Here is an 18,218-nt window from a genome sequence, read left to right as displayed (position 1 = left end):
GACAAATCGGTCCCTTGGCGTTTGGCCGGCTGACCGTTATCGCCGATAATGGCGGTCAACAACGTTAGGGAAATCAGCATGGCCTCTGTCAACAAAGTCATCCTCGTCGGCAACCTCGGGCGCGACCCCGAAGTGCGCTACAGCCCCGAAGGCAGCGCCATCTGCAACTTGTCCGTCGCCACGACGTCGCAGTGGAAGGACAAGAACACGGGCGAACGACGGGAAGAAACCGAATGGCACCGCGTCGTCATGTACAACCGCCTGGCCGAAATCGCCGGCGAGTACCTGAAGAAAGGCCGCTCGGTCTATATCGAAGGCCGTCTGAAAACGCGCAAGTGGCAGGACAAGGACACCGGCGCCGACCGCTACAGCACGGAAATCGTCGCCGATCAGATGCAGATGCTCGGCGGCCGTGAAGGCGGCGGCGAGGGCGGCGGTTATGGCGGTGGCGGCGGATACGAAGACGCGCCGCAACGCCAGGCCCGCCCGCAGGCGCAGCGCCCGGCGCCGCAACGGCCGGCGCCCCAGCCCGCCAGCGGCGGCGCGGCGAATCTGACGGATATGGACGACGATATCCCGTTCTAAAGCGTTTCCGGATAGAGCTGGAAAGACTAGAGGCCCGCAGCCTTTAAGCTGCGGGCCTTTCCCTATCCAACATCGAACTTTTTCACCCCGCTCTACAAAGTTTAGAGAGGCCAGCTCCGTGGCTCTGCGTCTTCGGTGCGCCGCTGTGACGTGAAGTCATATTCTTTTGATGTCTTGATTGATGGCAATGTGGGGAGGCTCAGCAGATTGTGCGCTGGCGTTCGGTCCGGGCTTGGTTTTCTGAGGCCAAGACACTCTCCGGGAAGTACGCATGCGTGACCTCATCCCGCGCGGCCTTATGTGCGATGCTGGGACACTCGGCAGCGACCCGGTGAAAAAGAACTGGCCGGGCACATGGGGAAGCTGCCGGTGCTCGCTGCTTCTGGAAGCCACCACATAGCTATGACGCGAAGATCGCTCAACTCATTCGAAATGCCGGGTTCTCCGTCGTCTCAGCATAGCGGGACGTGAGTTGGTGTGCTGCAAGCTATCGGCGTGATCGAGAGCGTTATTCCATGATATCCGACAGTAATTGCTGGTCGGCCAGTGCAGTCACTGTCCGGCGCGCTGACGGCCGGATATTGGCTGCGCGGAGTAGCTTGGTTTCGCTCAGTCCCGTGGGCGACAACCGGTACTCCAGGAGTTGGGAATCAAAGCGACGTACGAGTTACTGAAGCGCCTTATTAGGTACTTAGAGGAGGCAGCTGCAATCGCAGCGGCAGGTCGGAGGCGCAATACCATGAACTCGGACATCCTGAGGGTGCTTAAGCCGCTGCAGACGGCATGCACCCCGCCGGCAAGTTGTTATCGCTCGATGGACTGGTTTGAGCGAGAGAAAGATGCCGTCTTTCGGTCGGCTTGGCACTTCATATGCCTTGGGACATCGCTGGAAGCGGCAGGCCAGTATGTCACACGCTCAATCCTCGGCATGTCGGTCCTGGTCGCACGCAATGGGGATGGCGCACTGCGGGCGTTCATAAATGTATGCAGACATCGTGGAGCACCTTTAGTGTGCGAGGACAATGGGACCGCGAAGGCGTTTGTCTGTTCATACCATGGATGGGCCTATGACGTGGATGGGTGCTTGTTGCGTGCTCCTGGCCTCGGGGCCAGTCGGGAATTGGCCGCAGACCGCGCACTGGTGAAGCTGCCGGTGACCGAGCGCCAAAACATGGTTTTCGTCAATCTTGATCGCGGCATCGCTTCACCCGAAGATCATATCAATCGATACATGGGGGACTACTTCGACCGCATTGCTGCCCCACACGCCGTTTCCTCCATGCGGTGCGTAAGAACCCGCAATTACGTCGTCCAGGCTAACTGGAAGCTATACGTCGAAGTCGATATGGAGACCCTGCACACGCCTTATGTGCATGGCAGTTCCATAGGTGAGCAGGCGGTAGCGCCGCTTCACTCCGAGCAGGAGTGGATCGGGGTGATTCACCGCAGTCGCGGCACGCCAGCGCTGCGGCCGAACGAACGACAGCATGCTTTCCCCCCGGCGCGGGAAGCTTATGGAGCGGGCCTCGAAGGCACCCATTTCGTCGTCGTGTTGCCCGGCTTCTTCGTAATCACGGCACCCGATTGCATGTGGTGGATACACAAGACGCCGCTGTCGCCCGATCGGACGGCCGTCAATGTTGGGTATTGCTTCCCCAAGGAGACTTTGTCTTCTCCCGAGTACGCTGGCCGGGCCAAATATTACTTCGCGCGATGGGACCAGGTGATTCATGAAGACGATCGGATCGTCGAGCACCAACAACGTGGCTTGGTAGACGGCATCCAGGGATGTTACGCCGACGCCGAAAGCGTGGTCCATGAATTCGACAAGCGCATCGTCGAAAAGGTGCTAGGTCGAGTATGAGTTTCCCTGAGTACGGTAGCCGACGCAACGTTGGCTACGGTCTTCTCGTAGCACTGTTCTTCCTGGGATTTTTCCATCGGTTTGCACCTGCGGCCATGGCGGACGCGATGGCGGCGGACCTCGGTGTCGGCGCGGCGCTGTTGGGCGTGATCGTGTCGATGAACTTTTGGGTCTATACACTAATGCAACTCCCGGCTGGCCTGCTGATCGACCGGTATGGTGTAGGGCGAGTCGTGGGGACGGGCGCCGTGCTGACGGCATGCGGGGCAGGGGTCCTGTCGCTCGCGAGGGATAGCGGGTTGGCGATGCTGGGGCCGGCGCTGGTGGGGCTGGGGACGGCGAGCGTCTTCTCGGGCATCATGAAATACAACATGCGCTGGTTTCCCGCGCGGCGATATGCCTTGGTGACGGGCGTCACCATGCTGTTGGGCACGCTGGGAAGTCTGATGGCCGAAGCACCTGTGGCGGCATTGCTCCTGTTTGTGGATTGGCGCGTCCTTTTGGAGGCTGTCGCGGTGGCAACGCTCATTTTGGCCGCGGCGGTGTTTGCGCTGGTCCGCGAGGCGCCGGACCGCGCCAAGCTTCCCCATCGTCCGGACGGCCGCACGTCACCCGGCACAAGCGCCAGACCGGCGGTCGTTCCTGGGGGCAAGCGGCTTCCTGGCGCCGCGGCGCCCGCTGGCGCGTCGTCCAATCGGTGGACCATGCGCGAGCGCCTGACGGCCACGCTGCGCAACAAACAGCTATGGAAACTGCTCATCTGCACTGCGGGGACGAACGGGACGTTCTATGCGTTCGCTGGGCTATGGGCGATCCCGTACCTTATGAATCGCCAAGAGATGGATAAGGGCGAGGCGGTTGCCATCGTCAGCGCGTCGATGGCCGCCTATGGCGCGGGAGCCTTGCTGATGGGGCATCTGTCGGATCGTATCGCTGCGCGCAAACCTCTCATCATCGGTTCTGCGTTGATCGCAGCGGCCGCATGGACGGGCCTGGCATGGCATCCGGACATGCCACAAGCCGTGGTGACAGGGCTGTGCGTACTGCTGGGGTTGTCGGCAAGCCAGGTGACCGTCTCCTTCACGTCGATCAAGGAGTCGGTCGATGTGGACGCCGACGCTACCGCCATCGCCTTGAGCAATACCGGTGTGTTCCTAATCGCGGCGTTGGTCCAGACGTTGTATGGGGTGATCCTTGACGCAGGCGGGGCGGCGGACGCGGCGGCGGCATCCACGCTGTCGGCTGGAGCCTATGGGGCTGCAATGTGGTTGCCGGTCGCTGTGGCCTGCGCGGGCGTGGCGGCTGCGATCGGGATGCGGGAAACCTATCCCCGGCAGTACTGCGCGGAATGCGGCTGAAACGGGGTGCCGACCGCGAAGCGATGAGCGCGTGCGGCATGCTGTGCGCTGGTCTCCTGATGCGATTGGGGCATTCCTGCCGGCGGTGAACTGTGTCAAGCTTCATCGCCAGAAGGCATGTAAAACGATACTTCACCGCGCGCCGATGCGTAGGGCGATAACTTCATCGCCAGCCGGCGCACAGAACGATGGCTTCATGGCTCACCAGGAACCCATGACGAAGACCGACGTAATAAAGCACCGCCGTGCCGCGGCCCGTCCCGCCGGCTGATCATGGCCGATCCGCACATCGGGCGACGATTGACGCTTGGAGCGGGCAAGACCGTCTCGCTGACGGTTCTGCTGCTTTGCCAGGTGCTTGCGATGTCCGTATGGTTTGCATCATCGGCGGCGGTTTCCAGCATTGAGCAGGCGGTGCCGTTGACGGCGTGGCAGGCCTCGCTGCTGACCAGCTCGGTGCAGGCGGGCTTCGTGGCGGGAACGATCGGCAGCGCCGTACTCGGCTTGGCGGACCGTTTCGATCCCCGGCGGCTGATCATGGTGTCGGCCCTGGTGGCGGCCGGGGCAACGCTGATGTTGCTGGCGTGCGAGCCCGCCGGGCCGGCGGTCTACTTCCTGCGCTTCGTGACGGGCATGTGCATGGCAGGGATTTATCCCGTCGGCATGCGGCTGGCGGCGACCTGGGCGGAACGGGACCTGGGGCTGCTGATCGGTTTGCTGGTGGGCGCGCTGACGCTGGGGTCGGCGAGCCCGCATTTGCTGGCGGCCTTCGGCGGTATGCAATGGCCGCAGATCTATCTGGCGTCGGCGCTGTTGGCGGCGGTGGCGGGGTTGGCGATCAACCTGTGCGGCGTCGGGCCGGCCATGCGGCGGGCGGCGCGCCTGAATCCCGCGGCGGTGACGCTGGCGTGGCGGCATCGGCCGCTGCGGCTGGCGAACCTGGGCTATCTGGGCCACATGTGGGAGCTGTACGCCATGTGGACCTGGCTGGCGGTGTTCCTGCATGAGAGCTTCACACGCGCGGGCGTGGCGGCGCCGGACCGGGCGGCGGAGATCATGACTTTCGTCGCGCTGGGGTCGGGGGCGCTGGGCGCGTGGGCAGGCGGGTGGTTTGCCGACCGCTATGGCCGTACGGCCGTGACGATTGCGGCGATGGCGGGCAGCGGGACGTGCGCGTTGGCGATGGGTTGGCTCATGGATGCGCCTTCCTTCGTGGTGGGCGCGGTCGCGATCGCGTGGGGCATTACGATCGTTGCGGACTCGGCGCAGTTTTCCGCAAGCATCGCGGAGCTCGCGCCGCCGGATTCCATTGGGACGTTGTTGACCGCACAGACCTGCGCCGGCTTTCTGCTGACGCTGGTCAGTATCCATCTTCTGCCAGCCGTGCAGCATGCGATCGGCTGGGCTGGCGCCTTCGGGATGCTGGCGGCGGGACCCTTCTTCGGATGCCTTGCGATGCTCCGGTTGCGGCGGGATCCCGCGTCCCGGACTTTGGCGCACGGCAAGCGCTGAGCTTGACTATTCCCGGTTTCCAGTGCCCAGGAACTGGTTCGGCCGTCGCAGCGCCGGATCGAATGGGTTGATCTGCGTGCCGATGGCGCGCGCTTCCTTTTGCAGCATCTCCAGGATCAGGGGCAGGCGGTCGCCGCTCAGGCGTTCGGCCGGCGCGGCCACGCTCAGAGCGGCGACGGTGTCGCCATTGCGGTCCACGATGGGCACGGACAGGCCGGCGATCCCGGGAAACAGGCCCGGGCCGTCGCTGTAGGCGTAGTGGTTCTCCAGGCACTGCTTGATGCGCACCCGCATGGAGATTTCGTCGATGAAACCCAGGTGGTGCAGGCGCGGAATGTTGAAGCGGATGACTTCTTCCCGTTCGGCCGGCGGCAGGCTGGCCAGCAGCACGAGTCCGGCCTGCCCCAGGCCCAGGGGGACGCGCCCGCCGATATCGCCCGTATGCGAGCGCACCGGGAAAGGCCCGTCGATGCGGTCCAGGCAAACGGCGTCGAAGCCGTGCCGCATCAGGATGAAGACCGTGTCGTTGAGCATGCCGCACAGGCGCAGCATGGACGGCCGGTAGATCTCACGCAGATTGGAGCGGTAGCGCCCCGCGGCGGCGCCCATGGCGTAGAAGGCGACGCTGAGCTGATAGGCCTTGCTGCCACCCGGCTGCTCCACGACATCCTGCTGTATGAGCGCCTGCAACACCCGGTGTGCGGTGGCGGGCGGCAGCCCTGTGCGCTGCGCAATCTCCGTCAATCGCAGCGGCTCCCCCTTCGCGTCGGCAAGTGCGCGCAGCACGATGAAGGCGCGCTGTAGCACGCCCTGGGCGTTCGATTCGGTTTCCGGCGGTGCTGCCGTCTCCTGCGTCTTATTCCGTACCATTGCATTTTCCGCTGATGAACTGGACATCAAATTCTACTGGACGGAAAAACAAGGCGAAATAATCGGATATACGGAAAAACCCGCGTTGACCCTGTGATCGGCCGCTCCGTAGACTGCCCGGCAAAGGGCTTCGACCGCGCTTGGCGGGCGAGGCGGCCGCGCCGGGAGGTGCGCGGGCGCTTCCGGGCTTCGGCAGCACGCCGGCCCCGGACGTCCGCGGCTCGCCCGTGTGCAGACCAACAGGGCAGGGCGGCTATGTCATTTCTTCGGCTGGAAAAAATCTGCAAGGACTACGGCGCGCTGCAGGTCGTGCGCGACCTGGATCTGTCGGTCGAGCAGGGCGAATTCGTCTCGCTGCTGGGTCCGTCGGGCTGCGGCAAGACCACGACGCTGCAGATGATCGCCGGGTTCGCCGAGGTGACCCGCGGGCGGGTGGTGCTGGACGGCCGCGACATCACGCATGCACCGCCCAACACACGCGGACTCGGCATCGTATTCCAGACCTACGCGCTCTTCCCGCACCTGACCGTGTCGGACAACGTCGAGTTCGGCCTGTCGATGCGCAAGGTGGGCCGCGCGGAGCGGCGCGAACGCACGCGCGAGGCGCTCGCGATGGTGAAGCTGGACCAGCATGGCGGCCGCTACCCGCGCGAGCTGTCCGGCGGCCAGCGGCAACGCGTGGCGCTGGCCCGCGCGCTGGTCATACGGCCGCCGGTGCTGCTGCTCGACGAACCGCTGTCCAACCTGGACGCCAAGCTGCGCGAAGAGATGCAGTTCGAGCTGCGCGCCATCCAGCGCAAGACGGGCACCACGACGCTGATGGTCACGCACGACCAGGCCGAAGCGCTGTCGATCAGCGATCGCGTGGTGGTGATGCAGGAAGGCCGCGCCACGCAGATCGCCGCGCCCTACCGCATGTACGAGCATCCGGAAAGCGAATTCATTTCGCGCTTCGTGGGCAAGACGAATCTACTGGCGGCCACGGTGAGCAGCGCCGGGGCGCGGGCGCAGGTGCGCTGCGGCGACCTATGCCTGGAGGTGGACGGCCACGGTCTGCGCGCGGGCGACGCCGTGCGGGTGTGCCTGCGTCCGGAAAAAATCCGCCCCGTCGGGGCCGGACAGGGAAGATTGCCCGGCACGGTGGCGGGACGGTATTTTCTGGGCAGCCAGTGGATGTACGAAGTCGACACGCCCCTGGGCGTGTTGACGGTGCTGACGCCCAATGACGGGCGGGCGCCCCATGGCGACGGCGACCGCATGGGGCTCGATTGGGCGCCCGACGTCGTGCGGGTACTGCCCGCCACTGCGCTCGCGAGCGACGGCGGAGCGGGCTGGGCCGGCGGCGATTGCCCGGCCCCGGATGCAAGGTCCGCGCAGCGGCAGCCCCTGCAGGAGGGCGCGCGATGACTGCCGGCAGCTACGGCCAGGCGGCCGGCGCGCCGCGCCGCCACCTGGACGGCCTGCCGGCGATGCTGGGGGCGATCCCCATCGGCATCCTGTTCCTGACGCTGGTCGTCACGCCGCTGGCGCTGACATTCGGGCTGACCTTCCGGCCCTTCGACTACAACACCGGCATCCAGCCAGGCCATACGCTAGCGCATTACGCCATGGTGTTGAGCGACCCGTACTTCATCGGCATTTTCTGGCGCACGCTATGGATTTCCGTGCTCACCACGCTGATCTGCGTCGTGGTCGGCGTACCGGAGGCCTATATCCTGAGCCGCATGCGCAGGCCATGGCGGTCCATCTTTCTTCTTGCCGTGCTTTCGCCGCTGCTGATTTCGCTGGTGGTGCGCGCCTTCGGCTGGAGCATGCTGCTCGGGCCCGCCGGGCCTATCGGCAAGGCCGCGCAGGCGCTGGGATTCGGGGCGCTGCTGTACACGCCGACGGCCATCGTGATCGGGCTGGTGCACATCATGCTGCCCTTCATGATCATTCCGGTATGGACGTCGCTGCAGAAGCTCGATCCGTCCGTGGAGCACGCGGCGTACTCGCTCAACGCGTCGCGCCTGCAGACGATGTGGCGGGTGGTGCTGCCGCAGTGCATGCCGGGCGTGCTGTCGGGCAGCCTGATCGTTTTCGGGTTGAGCGCCAGCTCCTTTGCCATTCCGGCCCTGCTGGGCGGGCGCCGCCTGAAGATGGTGGCCACCATCGTTTACGACGAGTTCCTGACGGAACTGAATTGGCCGCTGGGCGCGACGCTGGCGATCCTGCTGCTGGCCGCCAACGTGATCATCATGATGGCCTACAACCGCGTCATCGAGCGGTCGTACCGCCGCAGCCTGGGATAACGCCATGCTTGTCCAAACCTGGCCATCGCGGGAGGTAACTGCATGCTGAAGAACGGCCCCCTGGCGCTTGCCTTCAATGCCCTGGTAGTGGCATTCGTCCTGGCGCCGCTCGTGATTGTCTGCCTGGTTGCCTTTACGCCGGCCTCCACGCTCAGCATCCCGACGACCTCTTTTTCGCTGCGCTGGTTCCACGCGCTTTTCGAGCATGCGGACTTCATGCAGTCCTTTCGCAACAGCCTGCTGCTTGCGACGCTGTCGGCCACCCTGGCCGTCTGCCTTGCCTTGCCCGCCGCCAGCGCCATCACGCGCTATCGCTTTCCGGGACGGGATGCATTGAACGGGCTGCTGCTGTCGCCGTTGATGATTCCGCATCTGGTGCTGGGTGTGGCGCTGATGCGCTTTTTTGCGCTGATCGGCACGACGGGCAGCTTCGCGTGGCTGGTGGCCAGCCACGTCATCATCGTCACGCCGTATGTGCTGCGGCTGCTGGTCGGGTCGCTGGTGGGCTTCGATCGCTCCATCGAGCACGCAGCCTTGTCGCTGAGCGCCAGCCGCGCCACGGTTTTCTTCAAGGTCACCTTGCCGCTGATCGTGCCTGGCGTGTTCGGCGGCTGGCTGCTGGCCTTCATCAATAGTTTCGACGAGCTCACGATGTCCGTGTTCATCACCGCGCCGACGACCGTCACGCTGCCGGTGCGCATGTACATGTACGCGACGGAATCGATCGACCCGATGATGGCGGCGGTTTCCGCGATGGTGATCGCGCTGACGGCCCTTGCCATGCTGTTGCTGGACAGGGTGTACGGGCTGGACCGGGTATTGGTGGGGCAGCGATGAACGATGCAAATGCGGCGCCGCTGCTGACGCGGCTGACCGAGGCTGGCAGGCCGGCAGTGGCCTTCGTGCTGGATGGGCGTCCCGCGCACGCCATGGAAGGCGATACCGTGCTGACCGCGGTGCTGACGCAAGGCAACCGGCTGCGCGAAACGGAGTTTTCCGGCGAGCCGCGTGCGGGCTTCTGCATGATGGGCGCGTGCCAGGACTGCTGGATGATGCTGGAAGACGGTACGCGGCTGCGCGCTTGCTCCACCTTTATCGCGCCGGGTATGCGGCTGCTTTCGTCCATCGGGAAGGGACATCGCCATGAGTGACGGACGGGATGTCCAAGCGGTGATCGTCGGCGCCGGGCCGGCCGGCATACGCGCCGCGCAGACGCTGGCGGCAGCCGGACTGCGTCCCATCGTGCTGGACGAAGCGCCGCGCGCTGGCGGGCAGATCTACCGCCAGCCGCCCCCGAATTTCCGGCGGGGCCCGCGCGAGCTGTACGGCTTCGAACATCGCAAGGCCTCGCGCCTGCACGCGGCGATGCGGTCACTGGCGTCCGACGTGGACTACCGGCCCGGTTCGCTGGTGTGGAATTGCGAGAACGGCGTGCTGGACGTGCTGCGCGATGGCAGCAATCACACCGTCGGCTATACGCATCTGATCCTGGCGACCGGCGCGACCGATCGCGTTCTGCCTTTTCCGGGGTGGACGACGCCGGGCGTCTACACGCTGGGCGGCGCACAGGTGGCCTTGAAGTTCCAGGGTTGCGGCATCGGCCAGCGCGTGGCCTTCATGGGCACCGGTCCGCTGCTGTACCTGGTCGCGTATCAATATGCGAAGGCGGGCGCGCGCGTGGCGGCGGTGCTGGACACGGCCAGGACAGCCGATGGCTGGGCGGCGCTGCCCGGCATGCTTCGGTCGCCATCGCTGGTGGCAAAGGGCTTTTACACCATGGCATGGCTGCGTTTGCATGGCGTGCCGATGTATCGGGGGGTGCGGCCGGATCATGTGGTGGGGCGCGAGCGGGTCACCGGAGTCGTCTGCCGCCGCGACGATGCGACCGGCAGCCAGCCCCTGCGTATTGCGTGCGACGCGCTCGGTTATGGCCTGGGCCTGCGTGCCGAAACGCAGCTGGCCGGGCTGGCGGGCTGCAGTTTCGCGTATCACCCGCGCGATCGCGCCTGGCTGCCGGAACGCGACCCCGCCGGCCGTTCTTCGGCGCCGGGCGTGTATCTGGCCGGCGATGGCGCCGGCATCGCGGGCGCCGACGCCGCGGAGCTGGCGGGAGAGCGCGCCGCGCTGGCGCTGTTGGAAGACATCGGCCGGCCGGTTGATGCGGCGCGCGTGCGCAGGCTGGATCGCGGCCTGGCGCGTCAGCAGCGATTGCGCAATGCGCTGGAGCGGGCCTTTCCCTTTCCCGAGGATTGGCCGGCATCGCTGGACGACGGCGTGGTGCTCTGCCGCTGCGAGGAAATCACGGTCGGGCTGTTGCGCGAGGCCGCACGCACGCATGGCGCGGCGGAACTCAATCGCGGCAAGGCATTGACCCGTGTGGGCATGGGGCGTTGCCAGGGCAGGATGTGCGGCGCGGCGGCGGCCGAGGTGCTGGCGCAAGCGAGCGGACTGCCGCTGCCGGACGTCGGCCGGCTGCGCCCGCAGCCGCCTGTCAAACCCATTCCGGTGCATCTGTTTTCCGCCGTGAACGGGGAAGCGGCCGCGGATACCGGCATGCAGGCGGCGCCATGATCGAGCGCGCGCAGACCGAGGTCGCCATCATCGGCGGCGGCATTGTCGGCGCCAGCGCCGCGTTGTTCCTGCGCCGCCGCGGCATTCCCGTGACGCTGCTGGAGGCCGGCGCCTGCGGCGCCAAGGCCAGCGGCGTCAACTACGGCGGCGTGCGTCGCCAGGGCCGTGCGCTGGAGCAGATGCCGCTGGCGCGGCGCGCGCATCAGCTGTGGGGGCAGCTGCACGCCCTGATCGGCACCGGCGGGGAGTACGTGCGGTCCGGCCATCTGAAGCTGGCCTATAGCGAAGCGGATATGGCGGCGCTGGAGCGCTATCGCGCGACGACGCGCGGCTTCGGGATGGATCTGGAAATCCTGGACCGCGCGGCGCTGGACCGCCGCTTTCCGTGGCTGGGACGCAGTGTGGTCGGCGGATCGCTGTGTCCCGCGGACGGCCATGCCAACCCGCGCCTGGTATCGCCGGCCTTCGCGCTGGCCGCGAGCCGGGCCGGCGCAACGGTACGCGAACACGCCCGGGTGGACAGCGTGACCCATGACGGCGACGGCTTCGTGTTGCGTGTCGGCGATGCGCTGGAAGTTCGCGCGCGGATGCTGCTGAACTGCGCCGGCGCGTGGGCGCGGGACATCGCCGCCGCGTTCGGCGAAACCGTGCCGGAAACGTCGATCCATCCCTTGATGATGGTGACCGAGCCGCTGCCGCGCTTCATGACCGTCAGCCTTGGCGTGCAGGGCGGCGGCATCTACGCGCGCCAGGTGGACCGCGGCAACTGCGTGATCGGCGGCGGCCGCGGCGCCCCCGCCGGCCCCGACTTCGCGCGTCCCGGCCATGCCCAGATCGGCACGCTGTTGCGCAGGGCGGCCGACCTGTTGCCGCCCTTGCGCGGCGCGCACGTCATCCGCTTCTGGTCGGGGGTGGAGGGCAGCATGCCGGATCACAACCCGGTGCTCGGCCCGAGCCGCACCACGCCCGGACTGCTGCACGGCTTCGGGTTCTCGGGCGCGGGATTCCAGATCGGCCCCGCCGCCGGCGAGGTCCTGGCCGACCTGGCCGCCACCGGCCACACCGATATCCCCATCGATGCATTCCGCATCGATCGTTACGCGGCCGTCGCTCATGCGGCCGGCGATAGCGCGACACAGGCCCATGGGCACACGCTGGAGTCGACATGATGAATCGGAATCGCGACAGAAAAATCCGCCCCGGCCGCTGGCTGGCCGGCGCCGTCATGCTGGCCGCGCTGTCGGCCGGCGCCTCGGCGCAGCAGAAAACCCTGTATGTCGGCATGAACGGCGGCGATATGGAGCGCGCCTTCACGCAGCACGTTTTCCCCGCCTTCGAAAAGGCCAACAACGTCAAGATCGTCGTCGTGCCGGGCACATCGACCGAGGTGCTGGCCAAGGCCCAGGCCTACAAGAACGCGCCGCAGATGCATGTGATGTTCCTGGACGACGGCGTCATGGCGCGCGCGGTGTCCATGGGACTGTGCGAGAAGCTCCAGGACGCGCCCGTGCTGAAGGATCTGTATCCGGCCGCCGTCATGAAGGACGGCATGGCGGCCGGCATCGATATGGGCATGACGGGCCTGGGCTACAACACGCGCATTTTCAAGAAGAATGGTTGGGCGCCGCCCAACTCATGGATGGACCTGGCGGATCCCAGGTACAAGGGCAAGGTGGTGTTCCAGTCCGCCGCCAGCAGCACGTTCGGCTTGCATGCCTTCCTGATGTTCAACCGCATCGAGGGCGGCGACGACGAGCACGTCGATCCCGGTTTCAAGAAATGGCCGGACACCATCGGCCCCAACGTGCTGGAGTACATCCCGAACTCGGCGAAGCTGGCGGAGATGATCCAATCCGACGAGGCAGCGATCTTCCCGCTCACGCCCACTGCCATCGCACGCCTGAAAAAGCGCGATATTCCCGTGGAATATGCCCAGCCGAAAGAAGGGTCCGTGCTGCTGATGGTGGGCGAGTGCGTGGTCGCCAAGAACAGCGAACCGGAACTGGCGCAAAAGCTGGCTTTGTATCTGCTGTCGCCGCAGGCCCAGGCCAACGCGCTGCAGTACGGCGGCCATTTCCCGTCCAACCGCACCGTGCAGGCCGACGCCGGCAACCAGGACATGCTCAAGCAGTTCCAGACCTATATGGAGACCGTGAAGGTGCTGGACTGGGACGCGGTGAATGCCACGCGCGCGGCCTTCAATGCGCGCTGGAACCGCACGGTGGAACGGTGATGCGGCGCTTTGGCGCATCCTCGCCCATGCACGGCTCTCGTGCGATCAGTAGCAATGCTCGGCCGCCGGGAAGCTGCCGTCCTTCACCGCCTGCACGTAAGCGCGGACCGCGTCCTGGATGCTGCCGGCGCCTTCCATGAAATTGCGGACGAAGCGCGCCTTGCGGCCGGGAAAGACGTTCAGCATGTCGTGCAGCACCAGCACCTGGCCCGAGCATCCCGGGCCGGCGCCGATGCCGATGGTGGGAATCCCGGCTTCGGCCGTGATTTCGGCCGCCAGCGCCGCCGGCACCATTTCATAGAGCAGCATGCTGGCGCCGGCATCGCGCATGGTCCGCGCCTGCTGCTTCAAATGCGCGGCGCTGGCCTCGTCCTTGCCCTGCACACGATAGCCGCCCAGCGCGTGCACGAATTGCGGCGTCAGGCCCATGTGCGCGCAGACCGGCACGCCGCGCTCGGCCAGGAAAGCGACCGTCTCGGACATCCATGGCGTGTGTCCGTCCATGCCTTCGATCTTTACCATCTGCGCGCCCGCCGACAGCAGGCGTGCGGCGCTGGCATAGGCTTGCGCCGGGGATTCGTGATAGCTCGCCCAGGGCAGGTCCGCCAATACCCAGGCCGTTTTGTTGCCGCGCGCCACGCATTCGGTGTGATAGACCATTTGTTCAAGCGTTACGGGCAGCGTCGACGATTGCCCTTGGACCACATTGCCCAGCGAGTCGCCAACCAGCAGGATGTCCACGCCGCAGGCATCCAGAAGCGCGGCGAAGCTGGCGTCGTAGCAGGTCAGCATGGCGATTTTCTCGCCGCGTTGATGCATGGCGGCGAGACTGGCCAGGGTGATGGGCTTGCGCGGCGCCTGAGGCGCAGCATCCGCGGCGGTGGGGTACATAGGCTTGCCTTGAGGGTAATGAACAAGGGGATGGAGGCGACGGGGGCGCGCCAATAAAGCGCATTCTATCGGCTGCGGGCGTTGGGACGGCGTGAAAGTTCGGGCGTCATGGCGGCGGACCATCCGCCCGCCGGCGTCATCCTTTTTTGCTCCGTTTCCGGGATGGGTGCTAAGACTTTCGCTCAGTAGAATTTTTTCGAGCCGCGCGGACGGTCCGCGCGGACCCATGAGGCCAAGCCTGCATGCCTGTGCGTTGCTGTTTCGTCCGGGGCCGGCATTCTGGCCGCTCCCGCACTCGTGCGATGTGTTGGGTCCGGATGCTGTCCGTGCTCCTGGCCGCGGTCATCTGCGCCGGCTTGGGCGTCGGCCGGCCGGCGCTGGCCGCCCCGCCCATGGACGCCGGCGAGGCGCGCGACATCGCCGCCGACGCCTACGTATACGCGTATCCGCTGGTCTTGATGGACGTCGCGCGCAAGGTGCAGACCAATGTTCAGGCGCCGGACACCGCCTATGGCGGCGGGGCGCCCGTCAACCGCTTTACCCACATGAGCCGTGCGCCGGATCCGCTGCTGCACGGCCTGCCCTATCCCGATGTGGATACGCTGTGGTCATCCATGTGGTTCGACGTGTCGCGGGAGCCGTTGCTGATCGAGGTGCCGGATGCGCGCGGCCGGTATTACGCGATCACGTTGGCCGATATGTGGACCGATGTGTTCGCCGCCTTGGGCAGCCGCATCGGCCACGACGGCGCGCGCGTCTACGCCATCGTGGGGCCGGACTGGCGAGGCAAGCTGCCGCGGTCGGTCACCCCGATCCGGGCGCCGACCGGCGCCGGCCTGCTGCGCGCGCGCGTGGCATTCCGGGGAGCGTCGGACGTGGGACAGGCGCAAGGTTTCCAGATGGGGCTGGAGGCCACGCCCCTGTCGCGCTGGGGAAAGAAAGCCACGCCCGTGGATGCGCCGTACGACGTGGCGCTGTCCCGGCGTGCGCCCGTGGAGCAGGTCGCGGAAATGAACGCCGCCGCATTTTTCTCCACCTTTGCGGAGCTGGCGGGACGGTATGCCTCCCACTTCAACGACGACCCGATCTTGCAGCGCATGGCGCGTCTGGGGTTGGTGCCAGGCCAGCGCTTCGATATGGCGCGGCTGCCGGCGCAGATACGTTCGGCGATCGAGGCCGGGGTGCAGCGGGGCCAGGCCAGCGTGCGATCGCCGGTGCAGCCGCGTCCGCGGCAGGGCGACGCCTGGCGCATGCCCGATCGGCGACTGGGCAGCTACGGCACCGATTACGCGTTGCGCGCCCGCGCCGCCCGCGTGCAATTGGCCACGCCCTTGCCGGAAGACGAAATCGTGCTGCGCGCCGTCACCGATTCGGACGGCCGGCCGCTGGATGGCAGCTTCCGCTACGAGGTCCGCTTTGACCGGGGGCAATTGCCGCCTGCCGACGCCTTCTGGTCGATGACGCTGTACAACGACCGGCGCGAGCTCCACGACAACCCCGTCAATGTCTACGCCGTGGGCAGCCGGCACCCCCTGACGCCGGCGGCCGACGGGACATCGACGGTTTATGTCCAGTACCCCCAGCCTGCGGGCGAACAGGTGCGCAACTGGCTGCCCGCGCCGCAAAGCGGCCGGTTCACGCTGGTGATCCGCATGTACCAGCCGCGCGAGGATGCCGCGCAATCGCTCTGGATGCCGCCGGCCATCCGGCGGATCCAGTGAAGGAAACGCTATGCGCCGGCGAGTCCGCCAGCCACCGAAGCCGCCACCAGCATGACGCCCACCCAGAGGTTGGCGCGGAACAGGCCCAGACCCAGTTCGGGCCGGTTCAGGTCCAGCTTTTTCAGTTGCCACGCCAGGTGCGCGGCAATCAGCGCCATGCCGGCCGCATAAGGCCAGCCCATGCCGACGGCATGACCGCCCCAGGCCCACAAGGCCACCGTGGCGATGTAGAAACCGGCGATCCAGCGCTTGCCGGCATCGCCGAAGCGCAGCGCGGTCGAATGCAGCCCCAGCCGCCGGTCGTCGCGCACGTCGATGTAGGCGTAGATGGTGTCGTAGCCGATCTGCCACAGGATGGTGCCCACGTAGACCGCGATGGCGCCCAGCGGCACGATATTGCGCGTATCCGACCACGCCATCAGCATGCCCCAGTTGAAGCACACGCCCAGCACCGCTTGCGGCCAATAGGTGAAGCGCTTGCACAGCGGATAGATCACCACGATGGGAAGCAACGCCACCGCCAGCCAGCGGCTCATCGGGTTGATCGCCAGCAGCAGCGACGCGCACACCGCCAGTTGCGCAAACAGGAACCACAGAGCCTGCCGCAGCGACAGCTGGCCGCTGGTGAGCGGCCGGTAGCGCGTGCGCTCGACGTGCTTGTCGATGTCGCGGTCAAAAATATCGTTGATGGTGCAGCCGATGCCGCGCATCAACAGGGCGCCCAGCGAAAACACGGCCAGGCGCCACAGGTCCGGCCAGCCGCCAGCAGCCTGGGCCAGCGCAGCCACCGCGGGCAGCAGCGTGAGCCAGGTGCCGATGGGACGGTCCAGGCGGCACAGGCGGGCGTAGGGCCCCCAGGCGCGCGGCAGCCACCGCGCCACCCAGTCGTCGAACTCGATGTCGTTCAGGTCGATGCGGCCGCCGGAATGCTGCATGGACATGTCCGCGGCCTCAGCCCAGTTGCGCCTTGATCAGCCGGCCCAGCGTGGCGACGCCCGCGCGGATTTTTTCTTCCGGCACGGTAACGAAGCTGAGCCGCAAGGTGTTGCGCGGCGCGGATTCGCTGGCGTAGAAGGGCTGGCCGGGCACGAACGCGACTTTTTCCTCGATGGCCTGCTGCAGCAGCCGGGTGGTATCGATGCCTTCGGGCAAAGTCACCCAGATGAACATGCCGCCTTCCGGGCGGGTCCATGTGGCCGACGCCGGGAACTCGCGGTCCAGGGCTTCGAGCATATAGCCGCATTGCTTGCGGTAGAGCTCGCGCACGGTGGGCAGGTGGCGGGCCAGGAAGCCGTCCTTCACGATTTCGTAAACGGCCATCTGGGTCAGCGTCGCGGTGTGCAGGTCGGTGGCCTGCTTGGCCTGCACCATCTTGTCGATCAGCCGGCGCGGGGCGGCGATATAGCCCAGTCGCAGGCCGGGCGCCAGCACCTTCGAGAAAGAGCCCATGCGCACGACGTGCGCGCCGCAATCGGCGCCCAGCGCCAGCAGGCTGGGCTGCGGCTCGCCGGCGTAGCGCAGTTCGCCGTAGGGGTCGTCTTCCACCACCGGGAAGTTCAGTTTGGCGGCTTGCATGACCAGGGCTTCGCGGCGCGCCCGGCTCAGCGTCCGGCCGGTGGGGTTCTGGAAGTTGGGCAGGGCGTACAGGAAGCGTGCGCCCTGGGTGTTTTCCGCATTCAGGGATTCCGGAACCAGGCCGCCTTCGTCGGAAGTGACGGATTCGTAGCGCGGCTGGTACAGGCTGAAGGACTGCAGCGCGCCCAGATAGCTGGGCGTTTCCACCATAACCTTGCTGTCCTTGTCGATGAGCACCTTGCCCAGCAGATCCAGCGCCTGCTGTGAGCCGGACACGATCAGGATCTGGTCGGGCGTCACCCGGGCGCCTTGCCGGTTCAGGTCTTCGGCCACCCAGGCCCGCAGCGGGGCGTAGCCTTCCGTCGGGCCGTATTGCAGGGCAGCGCGTCCGTTCGAAACCAATACCTTGTCGAAGGCCTCGCGTACGACGTCCACGGGGAATCCGCTGGGAGCCGGCAGGCCGCCCGCGAAGGAAATGACGTCGGGGCGCTCGGTTACCTTGAGAATCTCGCGGATGGCCGAGCTGGTCAGCTGCAGGGCGCGTTCAGAAAAGGAACATTCGGGTTCGAAGGGCTTGTCCATGGAGGTATGCATCAAAGAACGGTAAAGAACGGTCGCGCGCTGCGGCCCGCCGGTGAGCCGGCCGGGGCGTGTGGCCACGTAAGGGAAGGCAGTTAAGACGAATGCGAAGGAAGAGTAACAGAGGGACGGCAAAGCGGTATTCTCCCACTTTTGCCGGCGCCCCAC

The 18,218-nt window shown here is 66.3% G+C and carries 16 protein-coding genes; 12 read left to right on the top strand and 4 right to left on the bottom strand.

Translation table 11 applies throughout. The features are described 5' to 3' along the window. Positions 1 to 78: 78 nt before the first annotated feature. The 4 genes from ssb to CAL13_RS20510 all read left to right on the top strand — a co-directional run bounded on the left by ssb (position 79) and on the right by CAL13_RS20510 (position 5,319). Complete coding sequence (gene ssb, locus CAL13_RS20525) at positions 79 to 585, top strand: single-stranded DNA-binding protein (RefSeq protein WP_086059644.1); 507 nt, start codon at positions 79 to 81, stop codon at positions 583 to 585. A gap of 739 nt (positions 586 to 1,324) precedes the next feature. Next, positions 1,325 to 2,449, top strand: a complete 1,125-nt coding sequence (locus CAL13_RS20520; RefSeq protein WP_086073399.1) for an aromatic ring-hydroxylating oxygenase subunit alpha — start codon at positions 1,325 to 1,327, stop codon at positions 2,447 to 2,449. After that, positions 2,446 to 3,807, top strand: coding sequence for an MFS transporter (locus CAL13_RS20515; protein WP_086073398.1), 1,362 nt, complete (start codon positions 2,446 to 2,448; stop codon positions 3,805 to 3,807). Before CAL13_RS20520 ends, CAL13_RS20515 begins: the two co-directional genes overlap by 4 nt. A gap of 273 nt (positions 3,808 to 4,080) precedes the next feature. Then, positions 4,081 to 5,319 carry an MFS transporter gene (locus tag CAL13_RS20510; RefSeq protein WP_086073397.1) on the top strand — a complete coding sequence of 413 codons (1,239 nt, stop codon included), beginning with the start codon at positions 4,081 to 4,083 and terminating at the stop codon, positions 5,317 to 5,319. Positions 5,320 to 5,325: 6 nt separating this feature from the next. Here CAL13_RS20510 and CAL13_RS20505 read toward each other — a convergent pair whose 3' ends face one another. Continuing rightward, positions 5,326 to 6,189: an IclR family transcriptional regulator gene (locus CAL13_RS20505; protein ID WP_086073396.1), complete on the bottom strand. Its 864-nt coding sequence runs from the start codon at positions 6,187 to 6,189 to the stop codon at positions 5,326 to 5,328. Positions 6,190 to 6,444: 255 nt separating this feature from the next. Here CAL13_RS20505 and CAL13_RS20500 point away from each other — a divergent pair, with 255 nt between their 5' ends. Genes CAL13_RS20500 through CAL13_RS20470 form a run of 7 tightly spaced genes read left to right on the top strand, consistent with a single transcriptional unit; the run spans position 6,445 to position 13,284 of the window. Then, positions 6,445 to 7,596 (top strand): ABC transporter ATP-binding protein, encoded by a 1,152-nt coding sequence (locus tag CAL13_RS20500; RefSeq protein WP_086073395.1) that lies wholly within the window; start codon positions 6,445 to 6,447, stop codon positions 7,594 to 7,596. After that, positions 7,593 to 8,480: an ABC transporter permease gene (locus CAL13_RS20495; protein ID WP_086059038.1), complete on the top strand. Its 888-nt coding sequence runs from the start codon at positions 7,593 to 7,595 to the stop codon at positions 8,478 to 8,480. The genes CAL13_RS20500 and CAL13_RS20495 overlap by 4 nt, the downstream gene beginning before the upstream one ends. Positions 8,481 to 8,522: 42 nt before the next feature. Beyond that, positions 8,523 to 9,317: an ABC transporter permease gene (locus CAL13_RS20490; RefSeq protein ID WP_086059037.1), complete on the top strand. Its 795-nt coding sequence runs from the start codon at positions 8,523 to 8,525 to the stop codon at positions 9,315 to 9,317. Next, the gene (locus CAL13_RS20485; RefSeq protein WP_086073394.1) at positions 9,314 to 9,631 is read left to right on the top strand and encodes a (2Fe-2S)-binding protein; all 318 of its coding nucleotides are present in this window, start codon (positions 9,314 to 9,316) and stop codon (positions 9,629 to 9,631) included. Before CAL13_RS20490 ends, CAL13_RS20485 begins: the two co-directional genes overlap by 4 nt. Next, entirely contained in the window at positions 9,624 to 11,051 is a 1,428-nt protein-coding gene (locus tag CAL13_RS20480) for an FAD/NAD(P)-dependent oxidoreductase (RefSeq protein ID WP_086073393.1), read from the top strand. Before CAL13_RS20485 ends, CAL13_RS20480 begins: the two co-directional genes overlap by 8 nt. Next, positions 11,048 to 12,220, top strand: a complete 1,173-nt coding sequence (locus tag CAL13_RS20475; protein WP_086073392.1) for an NAD(P)/FAD-dependent oxidoreductase — start codon at positions 11,048 to 11,050, stop codon at positions 12,218 to 12,220. The genes CAL13_RS20480 and CAL13_RS20475 overlap by 4 nt, the downstream gene beginning before the upstream one ends. Then, positions 12,220 to 13,284 carry an ABC transporter substrate-binding protein gene (locus tag CAL13_RS20470; protein WP_420042468.1) on the top strand — a complete coding sequence of 355 codons (1,065 nt, stop codon included), beginning with the start codon at positions 12,220 to 12,222 and terminating at the stop codon, positions 13,282 to 13,284. The genes CAL13_RS20475 and CAL13_RS20470 overlap by 1 nt, the downstream gene beginning before the upstream one ends. A 45-nt stretch (positions 13,285 to 13,329) precedes the next feature. On the opposite strand, the gene panB is transcribed toward CAL13_RS20470, so the two are convergent. Then, positions 13,330 to 14,175, bottom strand: a complete 846-nt coding sequence (gene panB / locus CAL13_RS20465) for a 3-methyl-2-oxobutanoate hydroxymethyltransferase (RefSeq protein ID WP_086073390.1) — start codon at positions 14,173 to 14,175, stop codon at positions 13,330 to 13,332. Between the two features lie 317 nt (positions 14,176 to 14,492). Here panB and CAL13_RS20460 point away from each other — a divergent pair, with 317 nt between their 5' ends. Then, the gene (locus CAL13_RS20460) at positions 14,493 to 15,896 is read left to right on the top strand and encodes a DUF1254 domain-containing protein (protein WP_198297874.1); all 1,404 of its coding nucleotides are present in this window, start codon (positions 14,493 to 14,495) and stop codon (positions 15,894 to 15,896) included. Between the two features lie 8 nt (positions 15,897 to 15,904). Here CAL13_RS20460 and ubiA read toward each other — a convergent pair whose 3' ends face one another. Both ubiA and CAL13_RS20450 read right to left on the bottom strand, forming a co-directional pair. Further along, positions 15,905 to 16,831 (bottom strand): 4-hydroxybenzoate octaprenyltransferase, encoded by a 927-nt coding sequence (gene ubiA, locus CAL13_RS20455; protein WP_086073758.1) that lies wholly within the window; start codon positions 16,829 to 16,831, stop codon positions 15,905 to 15,907. Positions 16,832 to 16,847: 16 nt separating this feature from the next. After that, positions 16,848 to 18,053: an aminotransferase-like domain-containing protein gene (locus CAL13_RS20450; RefSeq protein ID WP_086059640.1), complete on the bottom strand. Its 1,206-nt coding sequence runs from the start codon at positions 18,051 to 18,053 to the stop codon at positions 16,848 to 16,850. Positions 18,054 to 18,218: the final 165 nt, after the last annotated feature.

The sequence above is a fragment of the Bordetella genomosp. 9 genome, from assembly GCF_002119725.1.
Lineage (GTDB): Bacteria > Pseudomonadota > Gammaproteobacteria > Burkholderiales > Burkholderiaceae_B > Bordetella_C.
This window is presented reverse-complemented; position numbering and strand designations above follow the sequence as displayed.